This is a genomic window from Limosilactobacillus urinaemulieris (assembly GCF_014838745.1).
Lineage (GTDB): Bacteria > Bacillota > Bacilli > Lactobacillales > Lactobacillaceae > Limosilactobacillus > Limosilactobacillus urinaemulieris.
Map to the genome: position 1 here is coordinate 1 of NZ_JABUXR010000021.1, position 24,940 is coordinate 24,940.

At 40.5% G+C, this 24,940-nt stretch carries 22 protein-coding genes, 1 other RNA gene and 1 pseudogene; 4 read left to right on the top strand and 20 right to left on the bottom strand.

What is annotated here, in order from left to right; all coding sequences use genetic code 11:
• Nucleotides 1-156: 156 nt before the first annotated feature.
• The 20 genes and pseudogenes from HUK45_RS08285 to tadA all read right to left on the bottom strand — a co-directional run bounded on the left by HUK45_RS08285 (nt 157) and on the right by tadA (nt 17,857).
• On the bottom strand, nt 157-1,353 hold the full coding sequence (locus tag HUK45_RS08285; RefSeq protein ID WP_191911936.1) for an oxidoreductase: 1,197 nt from the start codon (nt 1,351-1,353) through the stop codon (nt 157-159).
• Between the two features lie 195 nt (nt 1,354-1,548).
• Nucleotides 1,549-2,574 carry a tRNA (adenosine(37)-N6)-threonylcarbamoyltransferase complex transferase subunit TsaD gene (tsaD, locus tag HUK45_RS08290; RefSeq protein ID WP_191911937.1) on the bottom strand — a complete coding sequence of 342 codons (1,026 nt, stop codon included), beginning with the start codon at nt 2,572-2,574 and terminating at the stop codon, nt 1,549-1,551.
• A 2-nt stretch (nt 2,575-2,576) separates the two neighbouring features.
• Complete coding sequence (gene rimI / locus HUK45_RS08295; RefSeq protein ID WP_191911938.1) at nt 2,577-3,137, bottom strand: ribosomal protein S18-alanine N-acetyltransferase; 561 nt, start codon at nt 3,135-3,137, stop codon at nt 2,577-2,579.
• Complete coding sequence (tsaB, locus tag HUK45_RS08300) at nt 3,121-3,846, bottom strand: tRNA (adenosine(37)-N6)-threonylcarbamoyltransferase complex dimerization subunit type 1 TsaB (protein WP_191911939.1); 726 nt, start codon at nt 3,844-3,846, stop codon at nt 3,121-3,123. Before tsaB ends, rimI begins: the two co-directional genes overlap by 17 nt.
• A gap of 159 nt (nt 3,847-4,005) precedes the next feature.
• Nucleotides 4,006-5,001, bottom strand: a complete 996-nt coding sequence (galE, locus tag HUK45_RS08305) for a UDP-glucose 4-epimerase GalE (protein ID WP_191911940.1) — start codon at nt 4,999-5,001, stop codon at nt 4,006-4,008.
• A gap of 135 nt (nt 5,002-5,136) precedes the next feature.
• On the bottom strand, nt 5,137-6,102 hold the full coding sequence (locus HUK45_RS08310; RefSeq protein ID WP_191911941.1) for a Ppx/GppA family phosphatase: 966 nt from the start codon (nt 6,100-6,102) through the stop codon (nt 5,137-5,139).
• Nucleotides 6,095-8,348 (bottom strand): annotated as a pseudogene (locus tag HUK45_RS08315) (RNA degradosome polyphosphate kinase). The gene HUK45_RS08310 and the pseudogene HUK45_RS08315 overlap by 8 nt, the downstream one beginning before the upstream one ends.
• Nucleotide 8,349: 1 nt before the next feature.
• Complete coding sequence (locus tag HUK45_RS08320) at nt 8,350-9,867, bottom strand: exopolyphosphatase (RefSeq protein ID WP_191911942.1); 1,518 nt, start codon at nt 9,865-9,867, stop codon at nt 8,350-8,352.
• 147 nt (nt 9,868-10,014) lie between these two features.
• On the bottom strand, nt 10,015-10,770 hold the full coding sequence (locus tag HUK45_RS08325) for an acyl-[acyl-carrier-protein] thioesterase (protein WP_191911943.1): 756 nt from the start codon (nt 10,768-10,770) through the stop codon (nt 10,015-10,017).
• 8 nt (nt 10,771-10,778) lie between these two features.
• Nucleotides 10,779-11,645 (bottom strand): 16S rRNA (cytidine(1402)-2'-O)-methyltransferase, encoded by an 867-nt coding sequence (gene rsmI / locus HUK45_RS08330; protein ID WP_191911944.1) that lies wholly within the window; start codon nt 11,643-11,645, stop codon nt 10,779-10,781.
• A 10-nt stretch (nt 11,646-11,655) separates the two neighbouring features.
• Nucleotides 11,656-12,009, bottom strand: a complete 354-nt coding sequence (locus HUK45_RS08335) for a DNA replication initiation control protein YabA (RefSeq protein ID WP_191911945.1) — start codon at nt 12,007-12,009, stop codon at nt 11,656-11,658.
• A gap of 13 nt (nt 12,010-12,022) precedes the next feature.
• Nucleotides 12,023-13,027 (bottom strand): DNA polymerase III subunit delta', encoded by a 1,005-nt coding sequence (gene holB, locus HUK45_RS08340; RefSeq protein ID WP_191911946.1) that lies wholly within the window; start codon nt 13,025-13,027, stop codon nt 12,023-12,025.
• Nucleotides 13,028-13,045: 18 nt separating this feature from the next.
• Entirely contained in the window at nt 13,046-13,369 is a 324-nt protein-coding gene (locus HUK45_RS08345; protein ID WP_102168639.1) for a cyclic-di-AMP receptor, read from the bottom strand.
• A 31-nt stretch (nt 13,370-13,400) separates the two neighbouring features.
• Complete coding sequence (gene tmk, locus HUK45_RS08350) at nt 13,401-14,042, bottom strand: dTMP kinase (protein ID WP_191911947.1); 642 nt, start codon at nt 14,040-14,042, stop codon at nt 13,401-13,403.
• 11 nt (nt 14,043-14,053) lie between these two features.
• Nucleotides 14,054-14,305, bottom strand: coding sequence for a YaaL family protein (locus HUK45_RS08355; protein ID WP_003717550.1), 252 nt, complete (start codon nt 14,303-14,305; stop codon nt 14,054-14,056).
• Between the two features lie 3 nt (nt 14,306-14,308).
• Entirely contained in the window at nt 14,309-14,908 is a 600-nt protein-coding gene (gene recR, locus HUK45_RS08360; protein ID WP_191911948.1) for a recombination mediator RecR, read from the bottom strand.
• A gap of 2 nt (nt 14,909-14,910) precedes the next feature.
• Nucleotides 14,911-15,219 (bottom strand): YbaB/EbfC family nucleoid-associated protein, encoded by a 309-nt coding sequence (locus tag HUK45_RS08365; protein ID WP_003717548.1) that lies wholly within the window; start codon nt 15,217-15,219, stop codon nt 14,911-14,913.
• Between the two features lie 16 nt (nt 15,220-15,235).
• Nucleotides 15,236-17,062, bottom strand: coding sequence for a DNA polymerase III subunit gamma/tau (gene dnaX / locus HUK45_RS08370; protein ID WP_191911949.1), 1,827 nt, complete (start codon nt 17,060-17,062; stop codon nt 15,236-15,238).
• A gap of 158 nt (nt 17,063-17,220) precedes the next feature.
• An RNA gene (gene ffs, locus HUK45_RS08375) (signal recognition particle sRNA small type) lies at nt 17,221-17,307 on the bottom strand.
• A 28-nt stretch (nt 17,308-17,335) separates the two neighbouring features.
• On the bottom strand, nt 17,336-17,857 hold the full coding sequence (gene tadA / locus HUK45_RS08380) for a tRNA adenosine(34) deaminase TadA (RefSeq protein WP_191911950.1): 522 nt from the start codon (nt 17,855-17,857) through the stop codon (nt 17,336-17,338).
• Between the two features lie 244 nt (nt 17,858-18,101).
• Here tadA and nrdH point away from each other — a divergent pair, with 244 nt between their 5' ends.
• The 4 genes from nrdH to adhE all read left to right on the top strand — a co-directional run bounded on the left by nrdH (nt 18,102) and on the right by adhE (nt 24,768).
• Nucleotides 18,102-18,332, top strand: a complete 231-nt coding sequence (nrdH, locus tag HUK45_RS08385; RefSeq protein ID WP_191911951.1) for a glutaredoxin-like protein NrdH — start codon at nt 18,102-18,104, stop codon at nt 18,330-18,332.
• A gap of 143 nt (nt 18,333-18,475) precedes the next feature.
• The gene (gene nrdE / locus HUK45_RS08390; RefSeq protein WP_191911952.1) at nt 18,476-20,647 is read left to right on the top strand and encodes a class 1b ribonucleoside-diphosphate reductase subunit alpha; all 2,172 of its coding nucleotides are present in this window, start codon (nt 18,476-18,478) and stop codon (nt 20,645-20,647) included.
• A gap of 108 nt (nt 20,648-20,755) precedes the next feature.
• Entirely contained in the window at nt 20,756-21,775 is a 1,020-nt protein-coding gene (nrdF, locus tag HUK45_RS08395) for a class 1b ribonucleoside-diphosphate reductase subunit beta (RefSeq protein ID WP_102168633.1), read from the top strand.
• Between the two features lie 362 nt (nt 21,776-22,137).
• Nucleotides 22,138-24,768, top strand: a complete 2,631-nt coding sequence (gene adhE, locus HUK45_RS08400; RefSeq protein ID WP_191911953.1) for a bifunctional acetaldehyde-CoA/alcohol dehydrogenase — start codon at nt 22,138-22,140, stop codon at nt 24,766-24,768.
• Nucleotides 24,769-24,940 lie beyond the last annotated feature (172 nt).

The following is a 24,940-nucleotide window of genomic DNA, read 5'->3' on the forward strand; positions in this document are numbered from 1 at the left end:
GGGCTGGTCGGTGTCTTTTTCTTTTACTAACATATATTTTAAAGGAAAACGGAGTTAAATGAAATCCGAAGATTTCATCTAACTCCGCTTATTATTAGGGACTTATGTCACAGCCCCTTCAGCTCACTTCATAACAGCCTACTCAAAACATTAAATTTAAAAACGCTTAGTAAAGCCGTCTCCTTGATATTGCTTAATTGAATCATCATTAGGTAATGGTAGTGCTTGAACATAACCGTGTTGTGCGTGTTTCCCTGTGACACCCTCACCTTTAACAATGATATTAGTCAATGTCTTAGTCCATTTTAAGTCAGGCAAGATTTCAGGAGACACCTCAGAAATAATGTCTGCTTCTTGTCCTTCATGAATTTTTTTAGCAAAATCTGGTTCAATTAATGCTTCTCTAGCAATGGCAATTAAATCTGCTTCTTGAACAGCTTCTTCTGCTTCCTTAGCACTAAATACTGAACCACAACCAATTAACTTAATTTCTGGGTTTAATACTTCTTTATATAAAATTGTAATATCACTTTCTGCTCCTTGAGGAACGTATTCAAATCCCTTAACAAAGTTCCCAGCTACGTGAACATAATCAAGATCCTTTTTGTTCAATTCCTTGATAAAGGCTTGATTTTCTTTGTAAGTAAAACCAACATTATCACCATGAATTTCGTCTGGGCTAATTCGAATGCCGATAATAAAGTCTTTCTTAGCATACTTCCGCACTGTCTCAAGTACCTGATCGACAATCTCCAGTTCAAATTCCATTCGTTTTCTTAACGTCCCACCATATTCATCTTCACGGTGGTTAGAATAAGCAGAGAAGAACTGCTGTAATAAATAATGATTGGCTCCATGAATTTCAACACCATCAAAGTCAGCATCAATTGCCCGCTTTGTAGCTTCAGCAAATTCTTCGATAATTGTATGAATTTGTTCCTTTGTTAGTTGACGAACTGGATAATCAATAAATGGAAAATCCATTTGCGAAGGTACAACTGGAATGCCCCCACGATCATAATAAACTCCAGCTTCACGACCACCATGATGCAATTGTAAAATTGCCTTAGCTCCGTGACTCTGGATTGTTTTAGCTAAGTCTTTTAATCCCGGTAAATAGCGATCATTGGAGACACCAATTTCACCTTTAAACGCAATTCCTTCTGGATCAACATAGGCGGCTTCGGTAATAATCATTCCTGCAACTTGTGAACGTCGTGCGTAATAGTCTAACTGTTCTTGGGTTATCTCACCAGTATCTGTTCCACCCCAAGTAACCATCGGAGCCATAACAACCCGATCATTCAATTCTGCGCCATGACGAAGCATTACTTTATCTGTTAACTTATTCATTGATATTAACTCCCTTCATCTTTCTGTGAATAAGTTAACATGATCACTTTACAAGATAAATCAACTATTGAAAATGTAATTATAACTACCAGTTATGAAAGCAGCAATCAGTAACTACTCATTAATAAATAAAATCTCTAAGAAGCTTATCTTTTCATTAACTACTTAGAGATTTTATTTATTACATTCTTATTTTTACTTCATTCGACCATACATTAATCCCGGCTCTGCATTCAAATTCATTCCAGCACGATCACCGTGTTGATAGCACATGTATCCAGCCGCACCGATCATTGCTGCATTATCACCACATAATTTCAGTGGTGCCTGAAGCATCGTTACGTCTGGATGATACTTATGCATATCACGGTCTAATCGAGAGCGAAGACCATGGTTAGCAGCAACCCCACCAGCTAAGATCAGTTGTTTTACCGGATAGCGATCAAGTGCTCGCATCGTTTTTTCTGCCAACACATCAACAACGCTTTGTTGAAAGCTAGCTGCTAAGTCATATTTATTTAGTTTTTCGCCCCGTTGATCAGCATTATGAACCGTATTAATAAAGGCACTCTTTAAGCCACTAAAACTAAAGTCATAGTTTGCTTCTTTTTCCATTGCTCGTGGGAAGTGGAAAGTATCCTCCCCCTTAGCTGCCCATTCATCAATCGTTTTTCCAGCAGGATAATTAACCCCAAGGACTCGGCCAATTTTATCATAAGCCTCACCTGCAGCATCATCACGAGTTTCACCAATGATTTCAAATTCATGTTCAGCTTTCATGTAGACTAATTCTGTATGACCGCCCGAAACAAGCAATGCCATTTGTGGGTATTTAAACTCGCCAACATAGCGAGCAGCATATAAGTGACCAGTCATATGGTTTACCGGCACTAATGGTAATTTGTGTGCCCATGCAATTGCTTTAGCTGCAGTAACTCCAATTAATAATGAACCGACAAGTCCCGGACCATAAGTAACCGCGACAGCTGCTATATCGTTATATGAAACGTTAGCTTCTGCTAGTGCCTGATCAGTGCACCGGGTAATCCATTCAATGTGGTGCCGACTAGCCACCTCTGGAACAACACCGCCAAATCGTTGGTGGCTATCAATCTGGGTTGCAACAATATTTGACAAAATCTTGGTACCATTTTCGACAACCGCGACACTTGTTTCATCACAGCTCGTTTCAAATGCCAAAATTAACGTTCTCTCTGCCATAACTAAGTATTTTCCCCTCTACTTTGCAATTTTACTTCCATCTCAACCGCGTCTTCGCGATTATCAATATAATAGTGCGCTTTTATACTGGTTTGATGAAATCCAAGTTGTTCATACAATTTTCGTGCTCTTAGGTTATGAATCCGGACTTCTAGCGTCATTCGCGGATAACCATGGTTGCCAGCATAGGTCTTTAAAATTTGAATCAAATTAGCACCGATTCCCTGATCCTGATAAGCCGGACTTACACCAATATTAGTAATGTGGCTTTCATGTTTATACCAGTTAAATGAACAACCAGCATAGCCAACCACTTGTCCATCATAGACTGTTACAAGATACAATCGATCGTGATCCCGTTCTAGTTCAATTTGAAAAGCATTGGCGTTCCAGGGAGCCGTCCCGTATATCAATTCTTCAATCCTAATAATTGAAGGGATATCAGTGAATCTTGCACGACGAATGGTAAACTGACGTCCGTTGATTAGCTTCGGTTGTTGATCAAATGTTAATTGGCCTGCTTCCTGATGATGTTTAAGCCAGTTTTTAAACTTCGCGAACATAATTTTGCCTAGTCTCACCCGGATGAAGTTTTTGCCAGTTAGCCTCAGCCTCTGTAATCCGTAAATAATGCGGAATCAGCGAATCAATATCCTTAACTGGCTGAGCATTTTCTCCAGCAAGTGCTAACTGGTAAGTTGAAGGAATGGCAAATGGTCGTGGAGCTAACTGGATGTTGGCTGGCATTTCTCCCATTGTCTTCTCAATTCGTTCAGTTAAGTGCCCAACTAACAAAATTGGCTGCTGTAATTGATCAAGTTGCTGGAGGAGGTCCTTCATTGCCAGATGTTGATCTGGAATCCGATTAACCAATTTTCCATCTTGCCACTGGTATGCACCTGCAAAAACATTACCGCGCCGGGCATCAAGAAATGGCACAATTACTTCTTTAGTTGTTGGCACAACATTCCGTGCTAGTACTTCAAGGCTCGAAATACCAACTAGTTCCTTCTTCAAAGTGTCAGCGAGGACCTTGGCGGTTGAAACCGCAATCCGAATACCGGTATATGATCCTGGTCCCTGAGCAACAACGATTCTGTCAACGTCTTCTGGTTGCCACTTAACCAGGTTAAATAGCTTATCAATTGTTGGCATCAAATAAATACTATGGTTACGCACCATGTTCAATGTTTCAGTTGCCAAAAGCTGATCATCCTCAACTACCGCAACACTCATTGGATGGTTTGACGTATCAATGGCAAGTACTTTCATTTCTTCGATCATCCTTTCAATCATCTAACATCTTATCACACCAACCACTTTTTGCATTAATTTAGGCCAAAATAAAAAGCAGCGTTTAGCTAAACTCCCCCTGCTAAACGTTGCTTTTTTGAAGGTTTATTATTATGAATACATTCTAAACTTTACTAATTAGTCGCGGTCATCATAGCCCTTTGGGTGGGTTGAATGCCACTTCCATGCTGTTGCGATAATGTCATGAACATCATCGTATTTTGGATCCCAGCCAAGAACGTTCCGGGCCTTGTCACTAGCGGCAACTAATGAATCAGGGTCTCCTGGACGCCGTGGAGCAATCTTTGCGGGAATTGGTTCGCCAGTAACTTCTCGAGCTGCTTCAAGCATTTGCTTATTAGAGAATCCGGTTGAGGAACCTAAGTTAAAGGCATTGCTTTCATTGCCAGCTTCAAGGTACTTAATTGCTAAAATGTGGGCATCAGCCAAGTCCATAACATGAACATAGTCACGAACATTGGTCCCGTCTGGTGTGTTGTAGTCGTCACCAAAGATACTCAATTCATCACGCTTACCTTGAGCAACTTGCAAAATAATTGGAACTAGGTGGGTTTCAGGGCCGTGATCTTCACCAATGGTTCCGTCTGGTGCGGCACCGGCAACGTTGAAGTACCGAAGAGCAACAAACTTAATTCCGTAAGCCTTGTCAGCCCAGTGCATCATCTTCTCCATCATCAGCTTACTCAAGCCATACGGGTTAATTGGATTTTGTGGATCCGTTTCCTTAATTGGCATATGCTCTGGAACGCCATAGGTAGCAGCGGTAGAGCTAAAGACAATGTACTTAATATTGTGATCACGCATTGCTTCAAGCAAGGTAATCATTCCACCAGTGTTGTTATCAAAGTACTTCAATGGTTTGCTCATTGATTCGGGAACAATTGAGAAAGCAGCGAAGTGTACAACTGCTTCAATGTTTTCATTATCAAAGATCTTGTCCAAGAACTTCCGGTCGCGAATATCCCCTTCGTAAAATTTAGCCTTAGGGTTAATTGCGTCACGGTGACCTGTAGAAAGATTATCAGCAACAACAACATCTTGCCCATGTTCTACTAAATCCTTAACCATGTGCGAACCGATATAACCGGCACCACCAGCAACTAAAATTGCCATGTTGTTTCCTCCTTATCCGACAACATCTGCTAATACCAGACTGTCTACTAATTCCTTGTTCAAATACGATTGTAGCACTTTTATAATTGGCCGTTTAGTAAAATTAAGTAAAATTTTAGTAAATAGTGTAACCGATTACAGGGTGATTAAATTTTCTAAGCTGGTTTCATGTTCAAGATACCGAAATAGTAATCCTTCACGTAGGCCACTATCACTAAATTGGATTTGTTGAATTTGCTGCTGACGAACAATACTCATTAATGGCAATAGGCCACCCACAATAACATCAGCCCGTTCCTTGTTAACGCCACGGATCTTAGCCCGTTCACTTCGCGAGCTTCTTAATAGCTGCTGCATAATTGTGAATGCCTCATCGGGACTCATCGTTAACCCGTGGACTGGTGCAACCCGACTTGAATTAACTGCTTGTTGCCAACGGAAAATTTTTGCCAATGCTCGGTTACAGCCCCCTAGTGCAACCAGTTCACCATGACGAATACGATTTAGCCATAACTCCTTACTTAGGACCTGATCAACTTTCACAATCGCGTTAAACAGGTTGGGAGCACTAACTTGATCCCCAAGTCCATACCGTTGCGAAAGTAAAACTGAACCGAGTGGGATACTTACTACTTCTTCAGCCTGCCCGTCATTAACCAGGATAATCTCCATACTAGCACCACCAGTATCTAGGATGGCACCATTTTTCAGGGCTAAAGTATGACTAACCCCGATATAATCAAGGTAAGCCTCTTGTTCACCGGAAATCACGTGAATTACAAAGCCAGTTTTTTTCTGAACTTGCTGTAAAAAATCACTTTGATTCTGCGCCTGACGAACCGCTGCTGTCGCTACAGCAAGAATTTTCAGATGCCTATATTGATCACAAATCTGGCGAAATTCGGTAAGCGCTCTTAGCGTTCGTTTAATTGGTTCCGGTTTTAAAATCTTTTCTGGTCCCATATCTGATGAAAGACGAACATATCGTTTCTCGTACTGTTTTGTCTGGTACGAACCATCAAGGTTAATCTGATCAATCTTTAAGCGGACAGAGTTAGAACCAAGATCGATGATTGCTAGGTATTGAGAGTCCTTACTCATGGTGTTCACCCTTTCGTGAATCAAGGTGGAGACTTGGAACGTGGCGACTTAACGTTTCAAAAACATTTGAAAAATGACGTTTCGACTTTTCCTGGCGTTTCGTTTGTTTGCTTTCGACATTTGCCCGTTGAACAAAGAATTCTTGTGCATTAAATGGCTCTTCACCACGATTATCAATCCGTTCATAGTGATCGCCAACAAGGATCCGGGCCTTGACGTTATCCTTCCACATATCGTCAAGGATTGAAATTGCCTTAGCCCTTTGTATCTGCCTGTTCTACTGGATAAAGTTCCTCAACCCGCCGATTAAGGTTGCGGGTCATCATATCAGCACTTGAAAGGTAAATTTCTTCATTACCGTTACCTTCAAAGTAGTAAATCCGGGAGTGTTCAAGGAATCGACCAACAATTGAGTGAACCTCAATATTCCCGTGCAGCTCCGGTAAATCGTTCCGCAAACAAGTAATTCCCCGAATAATCAGCTGAATCTTAACTCCCTTAGATGCTGCTTCATACAGGTGTGCAATAATTTGTTTATCCGAAAGTGAATTCATCTTCATTCGAATCAAGGCTGGATTGCCGCTCTCAGCAATTTTAATTTGTTGATCAATCTTCTGGTTAATAAAGTTCCGAATTCCGTTTGGCGAAACACGAATCTTATTGAAGTACGGTGGCCGAGCAAACCCAGATAACATGTTAAAGAGGTTTGTCATATCCATCCCAATTTCCTGTTCACAAGTAAGAAGGCCCATGTCAGTATAGAAATGAGCAGTCACATCATTATAGTTCCCGGTCCCCAGGTGCATGTAACGACGAAGACCATCCTCATCGCGCCGAATAACCAGAGCAACCTTACAGTGTGTTTTAAGGCCGACAAGTCCATAAATTACGTGACAGCCCATTTGCTCTAATCGTTGAGCCCACCGAACGTTGTTTTGTTCGTCAAACCGAGCCTTAACTTCTACCAGGACAGTTACTTGTTTTCCTCGTTGAGCAGCCATCCCTAAATACTTAATAATCGGTGAATTTCCAGATACCCGGTAAAGGGTCATCTTGATCGCAAGGACTTCTGGATCAAGTGCCGCCTGGTGAATAAAGTTAACTACTGATTGAAAACTATCATACGGGTGCTGCATTAAATAATCGTGCTTCCGGATAGCAGCAAAAATATTATGTTCCATGTCTAAAGCAGGGTTTTGGTAAGCATGGAATGGTGGAAAGCGGAGATCGTCATGCCCATCAACCATCCCCGAAAGCTTCTTCAAGAAGGTTAAATCTACTGGACCATTTACCCGGTAAATTGAACGTTCATTCACGTGCAGGTTGTCAATCAGCTGATCCTCTAGCCACTCATCAATCGAGTTTTCTACTTCAAGCCGCATTACTTCACCATGTTCCCGTTCACGTAACTGGTGCTTAACAGCTCGTAATAGGTCAGAAGTATCTTCTTCTGCCACATCCAAGTCCATATCCCGCATTACTCGGTAAGTTGCTGAAGCTAAAATTTGATAACCAGGAAAAAGCTGCCCAAGGAACCGTTTAATCACTTCATCAATTAAAATAAAGTTATTCTCTCCCGGCAAACGAACTAGCCGCTTGTAAATAGATGGAACACGAACGGTAGCAAATTTAATGTCCGATTCTCGGCTATCATCGTGAGGTTCAAGCTGGCGACTCTTAACCTCCCGATCGCCTTCAAGGATTTCTTGTTCCTGGACGGCTTTCTTTTGCTTTGGATCCCGCCGTAATTGAATAGCAATGTTAAGTGAATTGTTAGCAATAAACGGGAATGGCCGTGATGTATCGTCAGCCATCGGTGTTAATACTGGCATTAGTTCATCACTAAAGTACCGCCGAATAAATTCCTTTTGCCGATCATCTAAATCAGCTAGTTGCATGATCTTAATATGGTGTTGTTTTAGGTCAGGAATAATTTGCTTGTTGTAGACTTCGTAGCGTTCCTTTACCATTTCATGTTCTTTCTTATTAACAGCCGTTAACTGCTCCTCAGGTGTCATTCCTGACGCATCCGTCGTTGTTACATTAGCAGCTGCCAATTTATGAAGTGACGCAACCCGTACCATGAAGAATTCATCAACGTTACTTTGGGTAATTCCTAAGAAATTTGCCCGTTCAAGAAGCGGGTTACTAGTATCGGTTGCTTCTTGGAGAACCCGACCATTAAAATCGATCCAACTAAGTTCCCGGTTAACGTAATTTTGTGGTTTATAAAATTCCTTGTACATTTTACCGCCCCTCTTTTTCCTTTAACACCGGTTTAATACCGAAGACATCACCAAATAGTTGCGACTTATGACTAAATGACCAGCTTTCTAGCACTAAATCATCTGAGCTAGTCGCTTTGATAATTAATCGGCCGTTTTTTAACTTCAACTGAATTCGACTAATCTTCTGCTGCCGTGAATCATCTAAGGAATCAACTAACCTTAAGATTGCTGCTAACTTAGCAACTGGCAATTGAATATCTTCGTCCAGATGACGATAATGTGACTGATTGATGGTTGGACTTTCCGTACTGTGATAACGGGCAACCTCAGCAATAATCAAGTTATCTTCATCTGAAAGCCCGATCATCGGGTTAGCCTCCAAGATATATGCTGAATGGCGATAGTGGCCTTGTTGATTTATAAAATTCCCAATATCATCAACCTTAGTTGCCACTTCCAACAGCAACCGATAATGGTTACTTAACCGGTGAATTGGTCGTAATTCGTCAAAGAATTGGAGCGCATACTTCTTAACAAAGTCTGCATGAGCAAAGTCAATTCCGTACCGTTTAGCAATATTGTCCGCAGATGTCCGGATCATATTATTTACGGTAGCTTGAGAAACGTCATTATCTGTCGCAATCCCGTTTGCAATCCCATCCATAATTGAAAGGTTAGTAACGTAAAGGCTTGACGGGTTAATCAATTCTGACATTCGAGCAATTACCAAATAGTTCGGTAAAATATATTCATCTTGCGCCTCTGCCAGATCAATATCATTGTTGTACATATACCGATCTTGAGGAATCAGTAGGTGATTAAACGTTTCCCGAAACTTTTTCCGATCAATTTCACCAATCTTTTGGTGTTTATCTACATAGCGTTTTGCTAACGACGGTGCATTCTGGACAATCATCGTTGTCTTCTGCTGTTGTGTTAGTTCAGGCGCTAAGTAACCAAGCTTACTCCCAATATAATCCTGAATAATTTCTGTTGGATTAGTCGTTGTTTGTCGCAACTGGTTAACTAAGCGGTGAATCTGGGCACCACCAAGATCAATTTCCCATGAAGTTTCAAAGTTACCATGGTGGAAGAATGCCAATGTTGAGCTGTCTAAACCAATACTCAAAATATACAAACAGTGCTTACTGAGCTTCTTAAATTCTGGTAACTGATCAACAATATAACTCATTGACTGGGCCATTAATTGATTATTATTCAGCCACTCAATTTTTAGCCCTGTACGAACCTTTAGCTGGTCAGCAACATAACTAGCAGTGACACTATCCATATCTTCATAGGCACCATAGAATCTAATATTATCAACTTGATAATCACTGATTAGTTCCTTAAATCCTTCTATATTATCAGTAATCGCTGCCATATTTTTGCGATAATTAGCGGTTTTATCATCTTCACCGATATCAAATAACCCTGAACGGACGTCATTAATTACTTTAAGGCTTGGGAGCTCAATAATCCGTAAGAAAATCTGGTCCGGTTGTAAATAAATTACTGCCGTTAACGAATTTTTCATTCTAATCACCCCTCAATGTTTTTCCACTTTAAGTCTACCATTAATGAACAAAAAGAGAGTGCTAAAAAGGGTTCAGAAAAAACAAAATGTCTTTCCTGAACCCTTTTTTAGTACAGTAGTTTTCGAACGGCTTAATTCGACAATTTTTTAACTTAACCAGCCAAACTCAGCTATCGTACAAAGTGTACCGTTACTTTTAATCTGGTGAAGACTAGTATGCGGATCTGCCATCGTAAATTCACTAATAATATCGTGGTCGGCACGAACTTCTTGGTGGTATTGAATTGAAAATGACTTTAATTGGTGAGTCGTTAAAAATTCCTCACCAAGCGGATCTAAAAGCCAATCAAAGTAACGAGCATTATTAACATGTCGATTAGCATCTAAATCAAAATAGCGAACATGATATTGCTTTTCTGATAATAGTGCATCTTCTGTAATCGGCTTAGGGCGCTTCCCCCGTGACACCCGCTTAACTTTTGGCGCTTGATAAGCTGCAATTACCTTTTCAGGAATCTGCTCCATCTTTCGACTAGTTAAATTCATAAATACTAATAACGCTTGTACATGAGCATATTCTTTTTGACTATCCTTATCACGAACCCAAAACTCACGGGTAGCGAAAAAACGGTTATATCCTGTTGCTCGTGTCCCCAGAATAACAGTGTCACCACTTCTCAAAGATTGAAGATCAAGCTTCCCTTCAAAATTCACAAAGACCCACGAGCCACCTGTCGATTGAACGACTTCCTGATTTAATCCTAGCTTGTTGCTTTGTTCATCAGCAACAACAGAGAGCATACTCATTACCATACTCAAAGTAGGGTGATCTAATTCATCACACTCATAGTAAGTTAATTGATGTGGAATTTCATATTCTTGTGCTGATTGTTTTAATTCCATTTTTACTCCTAAATATTATGGTACTGCTTATAGAGTTCCTGACGGTTTAGCTTATTCTTCTTGGCAACCAATTTAATTGCTTCATTAGTGGATAACCCTTCACTAATTTTCTGGTCAACCTGTTCAATTGGCGTTCCAGTCTCATTATTTTGAACCTCTTCATCTGGATGAGGATTCCCTGCTATTAACACAACGTATTCCCCTCGTGGCTGGTGTTCATCATAAAAAGCAGTTAGCTCAGCTAAGCTTCCCCGACTAAACTCCTCATACCGTTTAGTCAATTCACGAGCTAAAACGGCTTGTCGATCGTCACCAAAAACCTCAGCCATCACTTTAAGAGTTTTCTTCAACCGATGGGGTGCTTCATAGAAGATCATGGTCTCTGAACGATTCCGTAATTGTTCTAATTCCTGAACTTGCTGTTGGTGCTTCCGTTCAAGAAAACCATAAAAGTAAAATGGCTGGGGAACGAGACCGGAGGCGATTAACGCGGTCAAGCCGGCGTTAGCACCTGGCAATGGAACAACCGGGATCCCCTCTTTTACTGCTGCTGCAACTAATTCTTTTCCGGGATCGGAAATTGATGGCATCCCCGCATCACTACATTGAGCAATCGTAATTCCAGCTTTTAACTTACCAATTAATTCTGGAATTCGTTGTTCCGTATTATGTTCGTGGAAACTAATCTCAGGCGTGTGAATATCAAAATGGTTTAATAATTGTTGAGTATGCCGCGTATCCTCAGCTGCAATCAAGTCAGCCTCCGTTAGCACCTTAACTGCCCGAAATGTCATATCGTCTAAGTTGCCGATCGGTGTTGGTACAAGGTATAACGTTCCCGAATCCTGATTTTGAAAACTACTAACTTGTTGCATTTTCCTCTCCCTACTTAATTGTTGGCTGATCATGACCAAAAATCGTGTCTAAGCAAAAAGTACACGATTCATTCTGCTCAAGCCGCTTACCAAAGTATTCACTGCAAACATGAAAACCCTGCTGGTACAACTTCTTTAAGTTTTCCCGTGAACCGGAAAGGTGATCATCATCATGCTTTTGTTGATGCATCTTCTTTAGCATCGTTCGTAAATGATCATTTTCAATTGAAAGTTCAGCATTAGTTTCCATTAATTCTGTCACCTGGGCCTGGAGCTGTTCCATATTAGCAACTAGGTCATGTGTTTGCTTAGTTACCTGAGCGAAGCGATCATAAATATTACTTGGATTACTATGTTCACTCATTGTGATTATCCTCCTATGCCGAAAGTGCTTGAGCAATTTTGATGGTTAACTGTTCTGCAACGTTCTGAAATGCCATGTTTTGGTCTAAAAGGTGTCGACTAGCCAATGTTTCCTGACTAATTTCTAACAATGTCTGTACAGAATATTGTTGAGCGGTTGTTGTTAGGAGTTCTTGATCCTGTAAAAAGTGCAGATCCTCTTCAGCAGTCATTCCGTTGGCAATCAATAACGTATCTCGCCAAATCAATGCCATGAGATCGAGAATCAACTGCTGCTTTTGACGATCAGTTGCTAGCTTAACGATCTCTGTTTGAACATCAACGAAGCCTAACATGTTTGCATTACTGATGTGCCGGTACCACAATGAGATTGCTGCAATTGTCTGTTTTAACCAGTCATCTTTTCGCCATTCCAGAATTTCGCTTACAGAATCAGTTAATCCGATAGCAACGCTTCGTTCTGTTCGGGGAATTTCTTGCTTAGCTAATGCTTTTTCAAGCTCAGCCCGCGCTAATGGACGCAACTCAATTACTTGTGTCCGCGAACGGATTGTAGGTAATACTGCGCTCTTATTAGTGGTTAACATTAAAATGTAAATTCCCGGACCCGGTTCTTCAATAAACTTTAACAAGCTATTGGCAGCATTATTCGTCATCTTTTCGGCATCATGAATTACAAAGAGCTTTTTATTTCCCTCAACAGCACTTTTAGTAAATTCATCCTTCAAGTGACGGATCTCATCAACCTTAATTTGCCGTCCTTCCGGTTTAGCAACGACCACATCAGGATGGTTGCCGCTTAAAATTCGCTGGCATTCTGAACAAGTAAGATCAGGCTCACCATTTTGTAAATGGAGACAGAAAAGCCGTAGTGCTAACCACATGGCCAATTGACTTTTTCCTGAGCCAGTTGGACCAACAAAGAGGTAAGCATGCGCTAGTTCATGATTTTTTATTACCGTTTGCAATTGTTTAACAATTAAGGGCTGCAAACGTTCTGCCTGCAATTGGTCAGCCACTTCTTTTCACCTACTCAACTAAAACTTATGAAACTGCTCTACTGGCATTACAAAGACAGTTGCTCCACCAATTTGGACATTAACCGGAAAGGCAGAGCCCCCTTCAACATCCATGTGCATTTGCGACGTAACATATTGTTCACGAGATTTAGCGTTCTTCTTAATAATATCAAGAACGTCTTGAACGCGCTCATCTTCAATCCCGATCAAAAACGTTGCGTTCCCTTCACGGAGAAAGCCACCGGTTGTAGAAAGTTGAGTCATTTGGATATGGTTGTTGGCAAATGCTTTCCGAAGCCGATTACTGTCCTTGGATTGAACAATCGCAATTATCATTTTCATAATAAATCACCTTTCCTTAAATACCATTGCCTTAAAACAAATCATTAAACTTTGCATGAATTGTTTGTTTAACATCGCTAATTACCTTAGGCAGCGACTGACTAGCATCAATCAACTTAATTCTTTCTGGATCTTCTCGTTGAAGACGAAGAAATGCTTCACGAACAGTTTTATGGAAACTTAACTGTTCTTCGTCTAACCGGTTAACTTGGTTGGCCCGGTGTTTATCAATTCGCTGTAAACCTAACTTTGACTCAACATCCAAATAGATAGTTAAGTCAGGCAGCAACCCGTCAATTGCATACTGGTTAATTTGCCAAATCTTTTGCTCACCAAGATGGCGCCCAGCTCCCTGATAAGCAATTGAACTATCAACATAACGATCACAAAGAATTACTTTACCTGCTTTTAAGGCTGGCAAAATCTCTGAAACGATGTGCTGACGACGGGCAGCCGCAAATAATAACGCCTCCGTCCTGCCATCCATATCAGTGTTATGCTCGTCAAACAAGACCCGGCGAATCTGCTCAGAAATATGGTTGCCTCCAGGTTCACGCGTATACATTACTTTTTCATTGCCAAGCTGTTGCTCTAACTCGGCTTGAATTGCGGTAATTACACTTGTTTTTCCAGCACCATCCGGTCCTTCAAATGAAATAAATTTTCCTACCATTAATCCTCTTCCTAACGATCGATTACGCTCTGGTTTAGTTCACCATGCACTTTAAATTTGCGCGCAATTCGGTAAAGGTACAAATACTTTTGCTCTTGTAAGCGACTACGATAATGAAGTTCCGTACTTGCATTGGCCTCATAAACAGCTCGCTCGGTTTCCTTTGCGTGATCCCAGCTTGCCTTTGTTTCATAAATTAAGTTCAATAGTCGCTGGTCGCGCTCTTGCTTTATCTCTTCTTGATTCCGATGATGAAAAAGCATTCGTTACATCTCCGTTCGTCCTTGAACAGCCTTAAACAGGGTTACTTCATCCGCATAATCAATATCAGCTCCGACAGAAAGTCCGTGGGCTAACCGCGTAACTTTAATTCCGGCAGGCTTAATCAATTTTGCAAGGTAACTAGCAGTTAGCTCACCATCCGATGAAGCGTTAGTTGCAATAATCACTTCTTTTATCTCATCGTCCTTTTTCAAGCGATCTAATAAGCTAGTAATATTAATATCTTCTGGGCCAGTTCCCGCAACGGGTGAAATCACACCATTTAAGACGTGATATAAGCCGTGATACTCGTGCATTCGCTCCATTACCATAACATCCTGTGATTGCTCAACTACAAGGATTTGTGAACGGTCACGAGTCTTATCTTGACAAATTGGGCACGGATCATCTTCAGTAATGTTGCCGCAAATACTACAACTATGAAGATCGCGCTTGGCTGACAACAATGATTTAGCAAAGTTCGTAACATCATCGCCTTGCATCGTCAGTGTATAAAAAGCTAGCCGGGTAGCCGTCTTTTGACCGATACCCGGTAGTTTAGTGTAGCTTTCAATTAGCTTTGCTAGCGGTTCAGGATACTGCACTCTTACATCCCCAAGCCACGAGTGTACTTACCCAAAGTACTTTGGGTAGCATCGTTGACCTTCTTCATTCCATCATTAACGGCTGCCAATACAAGATCTGAAAGCATATCAATGTCATCAGGATCAACAGCTTCTGGCTTAATTTCCAAGTTAACCAACTTATTATCACCAGTAAAGGTTGCGGTTACCATGCCATCCGGTGCTTGACCAACAAATTGTTGCTTAGCGAGTTCTTCGTGTTCAGCCATCATTTTCTTTTGCATTTCTTTAGCTTGTTTTACCATTTGTTGCATGTTCATACCGTTCATCATAATTTATCATTCCCCTTTAATTATTTTCTACCTTAACAATATCACTACCGAACAATTCTTGGGCAGTCGTAACCAAATCTTTTTGCTCGTCTGACTTTGGTTGTGGTTCTTGAACCATTACCGGAGCAGTTGAAACCGGCTCCTCTGCTGGTTCCTCAGCACTGGCTGCCGTAGGTTGAGAATTATCACTAGCAGGACGAGAAGTCCCTTTACCTAAACCATGACTTTGAATATACTCTTTCCGTATTTGCGGCCATTGATCCTTAGGGACAAATACAACTCTGCGTTGATCACCACTCAGACGTTGAAGCCCATCTTCCATTGCCTGAATCAAAGCTTGATCATCAGTTGCCTGCTGAAAAAGAAAAGCATAGTCAAACGCTACGATAATCCCATCCGGGCTGGCAGCCACAGGTTGAGAAACGTGTAAGAGCGATCGCTGGGGAACACTAAGCATATTCAGCATATCTCCCCAGAGTTCTTTCATTTTAGCAAGATCCTGACGCGTGGCTGCACCAAGAACTGGATAAATCTGGTGCAAATTGACACGGTTACTTCGTGATTTAACACGTGGCTGCTCTTTAACCGTTTTAGAAGAGCCTTTTGCAACCGGCTTAATAGTTGTGGTTCCTTGTTGCTGAAGTTCTTTAACGGTTTGCTGAAGAGCTTGAACCTGTGCTTGAAGTTTATCAACTTCCGCTTGATTGGCTTCTTGATTAGCTTGAGTTGGCTTTGGCACGCTAGTAACAGACTGCTCCGCTTCTGGCTGGGATAGCTTAACTGTTAAAACCTCCAAATAGACATCCGGATGAGTCGTAAACCGCATTTCCATCTGAATATTATTTAGGTCATCAATCATTCGGTATAGCGTTGTTGACGAAGCTGCTTTACTTAGTTCTGTAAAGTCCTCATCTTTTAATCCCGTACTCTCAACCTTGACCAAATCAGGCGATTCCTGATACAAAAGGACATCTCGAATAAACGAGATTAAATCTTCAATAAATCGCTGACCATCTTTCCCTTCGCCGAGAATCTGCTTCATTGTTTCCAGCGCAGAGGCACTTTGACTTTGACAAACTTCCAAAAAGTACTTCTTTAGCAGCTGCTTAGTAACACTCCCAGTTACTAAAAGGGCATCATCGAGCTTAACCTGGTTATCACTGAAGGAGAGGACCTGATCCAGAATACTTAATGCATCCCGCATTCCACCTTCTGCAGCATTTGCAATCACCCATAATGCTTTTTCGTCATACTTCACCTTTTTCTGGTCCAAAATGTACTTCATGCGTTCAAATGAATCAGTAGCCGAAATACGACGGAAATCAAACCGCTGAACCCGAGAGATAATTGTAAGCGGAATCTTGTGCGGCTCAGTTGTTGCCAAAATAAAGATTACATTAGCAGGCGGTTCCTCCAGTGTCTTAAGTAAAGCATTAAACGCCCCTGTTGAGAGCATATGAACTTCATCAATAATGTAAACTTTATAGTCCGCTTGCGTTGGTGCATACTTCGCCTTATCGCGAATATCACGAATCTCCTCCACACCGTTATTCGATGCAGCATCAATTTCAATAACATCATTTAGTTGACCATTAGTAATTGCTTTACAAGTATCACACTCATTACATGGCTCACCATCTTGAGAATGATGACAATTAACAGCCTTGGCGAAAATCTTAGCCGCAGAAGTCTTCCCAGTCCCCCGTGGCCCAGCGAAGAGGTAGGCATGACTAATTTGGTGAGTAATAATGGCGTTTTTGAGCGTCCGGGTAACAACTTGTTGACCAACCATATCGTCAAACCGCTGTGGACGCCATACACGATATAATGCCTGGTAACTCATTAATCAGCTTCCTTTCCGTAATTTTAATGCTGCTTAATATTATACTAGCTTTTATCAAAAGAAAAATCATTTGAACTGAATTTAAGACAAATAAAATTTTCAATTATAAAATTAAAGAGGCCAGGAAATAAAATCCCAGCCTCACGGTTAATTTCTCAAAAAACTTAGAGCACAAGATACATCAAACTTAGTGCTGCTTCCTTCCGGACCTGACACGGTTCGTAAGCATACCCTTGCTCTAAGGCCTTACGGCAAATATCATCATACAACATTTTAATTAGAATTACTAGTCTTTTTCTTTTTTCGGGCAAGTTTCCTCTTTTTCCTTACTGCCCGAAAAAAATCCTTTAACATTTGACTACACTGTTCACCAAGAACACCAGCAGTCACATAAACCTGATGATTCAATCGCTCATCATCAAGCAAATGATACAAACTATCAACCGTTCCTGCCTTAGGATCAGTCGCCCCGTAAAAAACATTTCTGATTCGCGCATTTACAATTGCTCCGCTACACATCATGCATGGCTCAAGAGTAACGTATAGGTCACAATCTTCAAGGCGCCAACTATGAAGGTAGGAACAAGCTTCCATAATTGCTAGCATTTCTGCATGATAAGTCACGTCCTGAAATTTTTCCCGCATGTTATGACCACGACCTATAATTTTTCCTTGATAGGTCACTACCGCACCAATGGGAACCTCATCTAACAACGCTGCTTTTTTTGCTTCAGCAATGGCCGCTCGCATAAACTTTACTTGTTCTTCTTGGGGAACCGTTACCCTTTCCCTCATCGTAAAAATTCTCCTTTAATCCATGTTAAATTTCTCTTTTCAGTGTATAATATTAGTTTGTTGATCAATCTATCATTTATCAAGAAATAAATCAAAAAGTTTCACATACATAATTGCCCACCTCATGTGCTATATATTGTGTTTCACCATTTAAAGTCACACAATATATAGCACTTTTTCATTGATTTTTTACATAAGATCGCTATACTAGAAAACATCAAATAAGACGAGTGAGGGGATCAAAATGGTTACTGTGTTTTCTAAAAATAACTGCATTCAATGCAAAATGACTAAGAAATTCTTAAAAGCCCACAACATTAATTTCGTTGAACATAATATTGATGAACAACCAGAATTTATTAACAGTTTAAAGTCAGAAGGTTTCATGGCAACTCCAGTCGTTAAATTGCCAAATGGTAATGCCTTTTCTGGTTTCCGTCCTGACAAATTAAATAAATTAACTCAAGCTATTTAATCTAATCGCAAGGACTATTCAAAATTCATCAACCTATACCGAAATTTGATGATTTTAGAGTGGTTAGTGATAGAAAGTATTTTTTATCGCAGCCACTTTTTTTATTCGCTATTTTTAATGAATGATAGAAAGTGAGAAAAAACATGGCACTGTCTGATATTGATTTAACACAAGTTAAGTACTATGACCTTAACAATGAGGTTAATATTCCTAAAGATGGCAAGATTCAGTTAGACAAGGATCAAGCCGCTCTCAAAGACTTTATTGAGAATAATGTAAAACCTAATACCAAGCAATTTGCCTCCGTAACTGCTCGCTATAAGTGGTTAGAAGACAATGACTACATTGAAGACGGCTTTATGGACAAGTATAGTGATACTTTTATTGAAAAGTTATACGACTACTTGAAGCAACAAGATTTTCATTTTCATTCATTTATGGCCGCTTACAAGTTCTATGCTCAATATGCCTTGCGAACTAACGACAAGGAATATTACCTTGAGAACTATATCGACCGGGTTGCAATGAACGCCCTTTACCTAGCAAACGGGGATGAAGATTTAGCAATGATCTTGGCCGATGAAATTATTCACCAACGCTACCAACCAGCTACCCCAACCTTCTTAAACGTTGGTCGGAAACGGCGGGGAGAGTTCGTTTCATGCTTTGCCATTCAGCCAACAGATAACATGAATACAATTGGTCGGACAATCAATTCCGCACTCCAGCTTTCCAAGATTGGTGGCGGTGTGGGAATTAATTTGAGCAACCTCCGTGAAGCTGGGGCCCCAATCAAGAAAATCGAACATGCTGCTAGTGGCGTTGTCCCGGTAATGAAATTGTTAGAAGATAGTTTTTCCTATTCTAACCAGTTGGGACAGCGTCAAGGTGCTGGAGTTGTTTACCTTAGCGTCTTCCACCCGGATATTATTGAATTTCTAGGTGCCAAGAAGGAAAATGCTGACGAAAAGATTCGGCTAAAGACCCTCTCTCTTGGAATTACCGTTCCTGATAAGTTCTATGAATTGGTTGAAAAAGACGAAGATATGTACCTTTTCAGCCCTTATGATGTGGAACGGGTTTACGGTAAGCCATTCTCCTACGTTGATATTACTAAAGAATACGATAACATGGTTGCCAATGATGAGATTCACAAAAAGAAAGTAAATGCCCGTGACCTCGAAGATGAAATCAGTAAGCTTCAACAAGAATCTGGCTATCCTTACATTATCAACATTGATACCGTTAACCGGGACAATCCAATTGACGGCAAAATCGTGATGAGTAACCTCTGTTCTGAAATCGCTCAGGTTCAGACCCCATCTGTTGTTGCCGATGATCAAAGTTATGAAACGCTTGGTACTGATATTAGCTGTAATTTAGGTTCTACTAATATTGCTAACATGATGAATACCCCAGATTTTGGTCGTTCAATTCGCGCAATCGTTCGTGGTCTAACCCGGATCAGTGACGTTGAAAGTCTCGACGTGGTTCCTTCAATCAAAAAGGGGAACGAGCTTAGCCACTCAATTGGGCTTGGAGCAATGGGCCTTCATGGCTACTTAGCAAAGAATCATATTCAATACGGAAGCCCAGTTGCTGTTGAATTCACCAGCGTCTACTTCATGTTGCTTAATTACTGGTCACTAGTTGCCTCGAATGAAATTGCAAAGGAACGCCACGAAACGTTCCATAATTTTGAAAAGAGCAAGTACGCTGATGGTTCATACTTTGACAAGTACGTAAGTAAGGATTGGGGTCCTAAGTCTGACCTTGTTAAGAAGCTTTTTGCAAACATCCATATTCCAACGATTGATGACTGGAAGAAGCTAAAGGATGACGTTATGGCTGATGGACTTTACAATGAGTATCGATTGGCAGTTGCTCCAAACGGGTCTACTTCCTACATTAACGATTCAACTGCAAGCTTGACACCAATCATTAATCGGATTGAAGAACGTCAAGAGAAGATGATTGGAAAAATTTACTATCCTGCTCCTTACCTTTCTAATGACACAATGCCATACTACCGTTCTGCATATGATATGGATATGCGAACAGTAATTGATACTTACGCGGCTGCTCAACAACATGTTGATCAATCACTATCGCTTACCCTCTTTGTTCGTTCAACAATGCCAGAAGGCCTCTATGAATGGAAGAATGGTCGAACAAATAAAATGACCACTCGTGATCTCAACATTCTACGGCACTATGCTTACAAGAAGGGGATCAAGTCAATTTACTATGTCCGGACATTTACTGATGATAATGATGAAATTGGTGCAAACCAATGTGAAAGCTGTGTTATCTAAGCGGGATTAAATTGATTTTCAGATTGATGCTTGCTAAACTTAAAAATATATGAATTTTAAAAATTCACATCTTATAAAATGGTTGATTGTGAATAAGGAGCCTAATAAATGAAGCTTGAAGAATATAAACCTTTGACAGAATACAAAGCGATTAATTGGAATGAAGTTTCTGATATGATCGATAAAGCAACTTGGGAGAAGCTGACAGAACAGTTCTGGCTCGATACGCGAATTCCTGTTTCGAATGACTTAGATGATTGGCGAGAACTTGATACCGATCACCAATGGACTGTTGGTCACGTTTTCGGTGGATTAACTCTTCTGGATACTGTTCAGTCTGAAGCTGGTTTAACTGCCTTAAAGCAAGACGTTAAAACCCAACACGAAACAGCGGTCTTGAATAACATCCAATTCATGGAATCTGTTCATGCTAAGAGTTACTCAACTATTTTCTCAACATTAAACACCCCTGAAGAAATTAACGAAATTTTTGACTGGTCAGATTCTGAAGAGTTCTTGCAAAATAAAGCGGTCCAAATTGCTAATATTTACCGCAATCCGGAAGAAGATCCATTAAAGAAGAAGGTTGCTAATGTTTTCCTCGAAACTTTCCTCTTCTATTCTGGCTTCTATACCCCACTTTATTATTTAGGACATAATAAGTTGAACAACGTTGCCGAAATTATTAAATTAATTTTACGGGACGAATCAGTTCACGGAACTTACATTGGTTACAAGTTCCAAGTAGGAATGCACGACCGGACTGAAAAGCAACAACAAGATATGAAGGATTGGATGTATAACTTCCTTTACGAGTTATATGATAACGAAGAAAAGTATACCCACTTGCTTTATGATCAGGTTGGCTGGACAGAAGACGTTTTAACCTTCATTCGTTACAATGCCAATAAGGCACTAATGAACCTCGGTCAAGACCCGCTCTTCCCCGACACCGCTTCTGATGTCAATCCAGTTGTTATGAACGGGATTTCCACATCAACGGCAAATCATGACTTCTTTAGTCAAGTAGGTAACGGTTACCGCTTGGGTGCTGTTGAAGCAATGAACGATGACGACTACAATGTTGCGGATCCAAACGCTTCAAAAGATAAGAACGATAAAGAGTAAAATCAAATATCCTAAAAACAGCAAGATAATCACTATTCAAGATTATCTTGCTGTTTTTTTATTTAGCCTGTTCAATCGAGAACATAGCTATCAAATATGCACTAAATATCTTTATTATAATATTGTAAACTATGTTTCAATTAACGATAAATAAAAGATCTTTTGTTAGTGGACTAGTCCAAAAATAATACCAATATTTTTATTGTGTTCTCAGTCATTGAAGTAATAAAGTTGGAAACGCTAACACTTCTTTTTACCATTGTTCATTCAATCACATAGCTATTTACTTTTTCAAAAAATATAGTATATTTATTTATGTTCAATGATTAACAAAAGCAAAAAAACTAAAGGAGCTTACTCTCATGGCTAAAGATAAGAAAAATCTTGAAACTACAACAACTGTTGATAAAGAACAAGAAGCTCAAACTATGATTAATAACTTGGTAGAGCGTAGTCAAAAGGCTTTTGACAAATTGCGTTACTACAGCCAAGAACAAGTTGATAAGATCTGTCAAGCAATGGCATTGGCAGCAGAAGAACACCACATGGATTTAGCCGTAGACGCTGCAAACGAAACTGGTCGTGGTGTTGCTGAAGATAAAGCAATTAAGAACATCTATGCTAGTGAATACATCTGGAACAACATTTGTCATGATAAGACTGTCGGTATTATCAAGGACGATGATGAAGACCAAACAATTACAATTGCTGATCCACTAGGAATTATCGCCGGTGTTGTCCCAGTTACTAACCCAACTTCAACTACAATTTTCAAATCCATTATTTCTGCTAAGACACGGAACACAATCATTTTCTCCTTCCACCCTCAAGCTTTAAAGTCATCAATTAAGACTGCAAAGATTCTTCAGGAAGCTGCTGAAAAAGCCGGTGCTCCTAAGGACATGATTCAATGGATTCCACAATGTAGTCTCGAAGCTACCAACGCATTACTTCGCCACCCTAACATTGCTACTATTTTGGCAACTGGTGGTCCTGCATTAGTTAAGGCTGCTTACAGTTCAGGTAATCCTGCATTAGGTGTTGGTCCTGGTAACGGTCCTGCCTACATTGAAAAGACTGCTAACATTGCTCGTTCTGTTTACGACATTGTCTTATCCAAGACCTTTGATAACGGTATGATTTGTGCTACTGAAAACTCAGTAGTTGTTGATGATGAAATTTACGATCAAGTAAAAGAAGAATTCAAGAAGTGGAACTGTTACTTCGTTAAGCCAAATGAATTAGATACCTTCACTGAAGGATTTATCGACACAAAGCGGCACCAAGTACGTGGTCCAATCGCTGGTCGTTCCGCTAACGCAATTGCTGAAATGTGTGGTTTGAAAGACGTTCCTGAACACACTAAGGTTATCATTGCTGAATACGAAGGTGTTGGTGACGATTATCCACTTTCAGCTGAAAAGCTTTCCCCAGTTCTGACTATGTACCGGGCAACTTCTCACGAAAATGCCTTTGATATTTGTCGTCAATTACTTCACTACGGTGGTGAAGGACACACCGCTGCTATCCATACACTTGATGATGATTTAGCTACTAAGTACGGTCTTGAAATGCGTGCTTCCCGGATCATCGTTAACTCACCATCTGGTATCGGTGGTATTGGTAACATCTACAACAACATGACGCCATCCCTTACTCTTGGTACCGGTTCATACGGTGGTAATTCAGTATCACACAACGTTACTGACTGGGATCTGTTAAACATTAAGGTTATTGCTAAGCGTCGTGAAAACCGTCAGTGGGTTAAGATTCCCCCAAAAGTATACTTTCAACGCAACTCACTAAAAGAATTGCGCGACATTCCTAACATCGACCGTGCTTTTATCGTTACCGGTCCAGGAATGAGCAAGCGTGGTTACGTTCAACGAGTAATTGATGAATTACGTCTTCGTCAAAACGAAACTGCTTTCTTAGTCTTCGATGATGTTGAAGAAGATCCATCAACTAACACCGTTGAAAAGGGTGTTGCCATGATGAACGACTTTAAGCCGGACACCATTATCGCCCTTGGTGGTGGTTCACCAATGGACGCTGCTAAAGCAATGTGGATGTTCTACGAGCACCCAGAAACTTCCTGGTACGGTGTTATGCAAAAGTACCTTGATATTCGTAAGCGTGCTTACCAAATCAAGAAGCCTACTAAGTCCCAATTAATTGGGATTCCAACTACTTCAGGAACTGGTTCAGAAGTTACCCCATTTGCCGTAATTACTGATTCCAAGACCCACGTTAAGTACCCACTTGCTGACTACGCATTAACTCCAAACATTGCGATTGTTGATTCACAATTCGTTGAAACTGTTCCTCCCAAGACCACTGCTTACACGGGTTTGGACGTCCTTTGTCACGCTACTGAATCATATGTTTCAGTAATGGCAACTGATTATACTCGTGGTTGGTCACTTCAAACCATCAAAGGGGTTATGGAATACCTTCCTAACTCTGTAAAGGGTGACAAGCTTGCTCGGCGGAAGATGCATGACTTCTCAACCATGGCTGGGATGGCATTCGGTCAAGCATTCCTTGGAATTAACCACTCTCTTGCCCACAAAATGGGTGGAGCATTTGGTCTTCCTCACGGTTTATTGATTGCAATCGCCCTTCCACAAGTTATCCGGTTCAACGCTAAGCGACCACAAAAGCTTGCTCTCTGGCCTCACTACGAGACTTACCACGCAACTAAGGACTATGCTGACATTGCTCGTTTCATCGGTCTTCAAGGTAACTCTGATGAAGAATTAGCTGAAGCATACGGCAAGAAAGTAATTGAACTTGCTCACAAGTGTGGTGTTAAGTTAAGCCTTAAAGACAATGATGTTAGTCGGGAAGACTTTGATAAAGTTGTTGATAAACTTGCAGTTCTTGCTTACGAAGACCAATGTACAACTACTAACCCAGTTGAACCACTCGTTAGCCAACTTAAGGAACTCCTTGAACGTTGCTACGAAGGTACTGGTGTAGAAAACGACTAATCAACTGATTAAATCAAAAAAGAAGATCGAGTTTCCTCGGTCTTCTTTTTTGGGGTATCTGTCAACTGGTATTGATGGATATCGATACCACTCACAGAAATGTGGGTGGTATTTTTTATACAAAAAGACAATCAATTCTTAAAAAGAAAAATTTTTGATTGGCAAAACCATA